This window comes from Pseudoalteromonas sp. Z1A6 (assembly GCF_011378745.1).
Lineage (GTDB): Bacteria > Pseudomonadota > Gammaproteobacteria > Enterobacterales > Alteromonadaceae > Pseudoalteromonas > Pseudoalteromonas arctica.
Window position 1 is genome coordinate 1 of record NZ_WTKW01000576.1, and the last position, 1,465, is coordinate 1,465.

At 39.6% G+C, this 1,465-nt stretch carries 1 protein-coding gene; it reads left to right on the plus strand.

The genetic code is table 11. The features are described from left to right. Positions 1–126: 126 nt before the first annotated feature. Positions 127–1,302, plus strand: coding sequence for a PQQ-dependent sugar dehydrogenase (locus GQR46_RS19600; RefSeq protein ID WP_165742209.1), 1,176 nt, complete (start codon positions 127–129; stop codon positions 1,300–1,302). Positions 1,303–1,465 lie beyond the last annotated feature (163 nt).

Consider the following 1,465-nt stretch of genomic DNA (forward strand, 5'->3'; position numbering starts at 1 on the left):
CAATTTTCTGTTAAAAGGCCATCGTATAAAAATATAAGTGTGTGTTTTTCATTCAACTCAACGCTTAACAAATTTATTTATGCCATGTTAAGGTTATGTAAGATTGGATTAATTTTGGAAGCCATAATGATAAATTTAATGTCACATAACACACTCCCTAAACTAATAAGTGCAGGCTTAGCCGTTGCTATATTTGCTATTAACGCACCCGCGCATGCAAAAAGCGATTACGTAAAAAACTATAAACAGCTCGATACTTTACCGCTTAACGTTAACGCAGTAACAGCGGCAGAAGGTGTGGTTATACCTTGGGCTATTGAGCCTTTAGCTAATGGTGATTTACTAATATCTGAGCGCAGTGGAACGTTATTTTTATTACCTAAAAATACAACTACGTTAACTAAGGTTTCAGGGCTGCCCAACATTGACGCTAATGGCCAAGGTGGATTGCTTGATTTAGCACTACACACCGATAGTAAGCAAAACCAATGGCTGTACTTTAGTTACTCAAGTAGTGAAGGCAAAGGAAGCGGAAGTAACACCGCCTTAATGCGCGCCAAGCTAAATAGCGATCATACGCAGTTGTCTGATCAGCAATTGCTATACAAAGGCGAGCATAATAGTACCAAAGGCCAGCACTACGGCAGCCGTATTGTGTTTGATAATGAAGGTTATGTTTATTTTTCAATTGGCGATCGCGGCGCGCGCGACATAAACCCGCAAGATCTCACGCGGGACGGCGGTAAAATTTATCGCTTACACGAAGATGGTAGTATCCCAAATAGTAATCCGTTTGTTAAACAAAAAGATGCAAAACATGCGGTATGGTCTTATGGGCACCGTAATCCACAAGGCATGTGGTTTGATAATCAAAATAATGTTTTATGGTCTCACGAACATGGGCCACGCGGCGGCGATGAGCTTAATATTATAAAAAAAGGCGCTAACTACGGATGGCCTTTGGTCAGTTACGGCGTTAACTACAGCGGTACCACGTTTACCGACCTTAAAGAAAAAGACGGCATGCAATCGCCCGTATTACATTGGACCCCTTCAATTGCGCCATCCGATATGTTGTATGTAACGAGTGATAAATATCCAAAGCTTAAAGGTAAGCTATTACTAGCATCAATGAAATTTGCATTTATTAGCGCATTGGAACTCTCAAAGGGTAAGGTTGTTAAGCAATATAAAATACTCGACGGAATAGGCAGACTGCGCAGCTTAGCCCAAGGCAGTGATGGTTTTATTTATTTAGGTATTGATGGGCAAGGTATTAAACGCCTAGAGCCAGAAACGTAAACACTAGAACTAGCACACAGTACGTTAATAATTACACCGTGTTTACTTTGCGCTTTTAAAGCGCAAAGTAAACATTTTCACCAAACAAAGAACTATTAAGCCCATTAATGCGTACACTAACTAAATATAATTTAATAAATTAAGAGAATACTAATGTTTTCAT